The sequence below is a fragment of the Acetobacter sp. DsW_059 genome, assembly GCF_002153695.1.
GTDB lineage: Bacteria > Pseudomonadota > Alphaproteobacteria > Acetobacterales > Acetobacteraceae > Acetobacter > Acetobacter thailandicus.
In genome coordinates, this window is the sequence record NZ_JOPI01000134.1 from 1 (window position 1) to 1,206 (window position 1,206).

The 1,206-nt window shown below is 51.5% G+C and carries 2 protein-coding genes; both read right to left on the minus strand.

The genetic code is table 11. The annotated features are described in order from the left end of the window. Positions 1–143: 143 nt before the first annotated feature. Positions 144–311 (minus strand): hypothetical protein, encoded by a 168-nt coding sequence (locus HK25_RS13140; RefSeq protein WP_158092968.1) that lies wholly within the window; start codon positions 309–311, stop codon positions 144–146. 48 nt (positions 312–359) lie between these two features. Continuing rightward, positions 360–1,160 (minus strand): phage regulatory protein/antirepressor Ant, encoded by an 801-nt coding sequence (locus HK25_RS12275; protein WP_086636397.1) that lies wholly within the window; start codon positions 1,158–1,160, stop codon positions 360–362. Positions 1,161–1,206: the final 46 nt, after the last annotated feature.

Consider the following 1,206-nt stretch of genomic DNA (forward strand, 5'->3'; position numbering starts at 1 on the left):
GCGTTGTGCGTCAGTCATTTGCTCAAGAGTAAGGCCAGAACGCATCTGCGTGATCAAACACGCCGCGTTCCAGTCTCTGGGCTTCGTCAGATGCTCACGGTAGTTTTCCGTGCAGCAACCCGGCCATAACTCGTTTGTATTGCTCATGATTCGTCATAGTACAAACTGCCGGCGAGTACCAGAGTTTTCATGCGGATAAAAGGAAAGCTGCCCAGCGCCAACTGGAGCGGCCCGAAGACCGCTTCCTTGTCATGCTCTTTCTTTGCACCTGCTGTTTTGAATGTTTCGTGTTCTGAATTTTCTGTTTGCATAATCAAATGCACCAGCGTTGCCACCCCCGAAGGGATGGCGAGCCGCAGTCAGGCCGTTTCCGCTGGCGTCAGGGCAAAAGGGACAGGTGTGTTTTTTCCTTTCTTACCATTCAGTCGCCGTGCTGCACCCGAATTGATACCGCAGAGAACGATGGCCAGACGAGCAAGGCCGCGCGCTGTTATTCGAAAATCATGCCCTATGCAGGTTTCTCCTGTATGCCGGTCCTGGTATGATTTTGGCACAAGACGGCAGTAACCCTGCGAAAGCCCGTAATGTGCAGGCTTCAGTTTACGACCTTCCCGGCAAGCCCACTTATGATCAAGCAAGTAGGCCGTTACTTTTGTCTGCCCTATACCGTCGAGTTCGCGTCCGGCATCTCGAACACCCATGTCGCCCTCGGCTTCCGAGATTGCATCCAGCGCGGCGGCTTTAGGGGTTAGTTCGGCAATTTCCGCATCCTTGGCTTGCAGTTCCTTCTGCTGCTCAAGTGCGAGGGTGAGAGCTTCGACCATATTAGACGGGGCTGCGATAGCAGGCTTATTTTCCAGCTCAAGCCAGCGGTCTACCACCCTCTTGCGTTGCCGGGCATCATAACCAGTGATCAGAGTAATGGTATGACTGCGGTCAAGATGGATGATTTTCACATACCCACGATTATCGCGTTCAAAGTCGTAACCCTTTGATTTTGCTTGATGGTCCAAATCTGGACCATCTTTCTCGATCTCAGAAATCATCACCTCAATGTCACGGATGACATGCTTGTGCGCCTTCCCTGTCAGATCTGCAATTTCGCGGCTAGACATTGTGGGGTTTGAATTTGGTGATGAAGTTGTGATAACATCGCTCATATCAGTGTTTTCCTATTCACTGTCAGAGGCATCAGACTGCTTTCCT

Excerpts from the sequence above, each read along its gene's own strand:
- HK25_RS13140 (WP_158092968.1), bottom strand. The coding sequence starts at position 311 with ATGCAAACAGAAAATTCAGAACACGAAACATTCAAAACAGCAGGTGCA.
- HK25_RS12275 (WP_086636397.1), bottom strand. The coding sequence starts at position 1,160 with ATGAGCGATGTTATCACAACTTCATCACCAAATTCAAACCCCACAATG.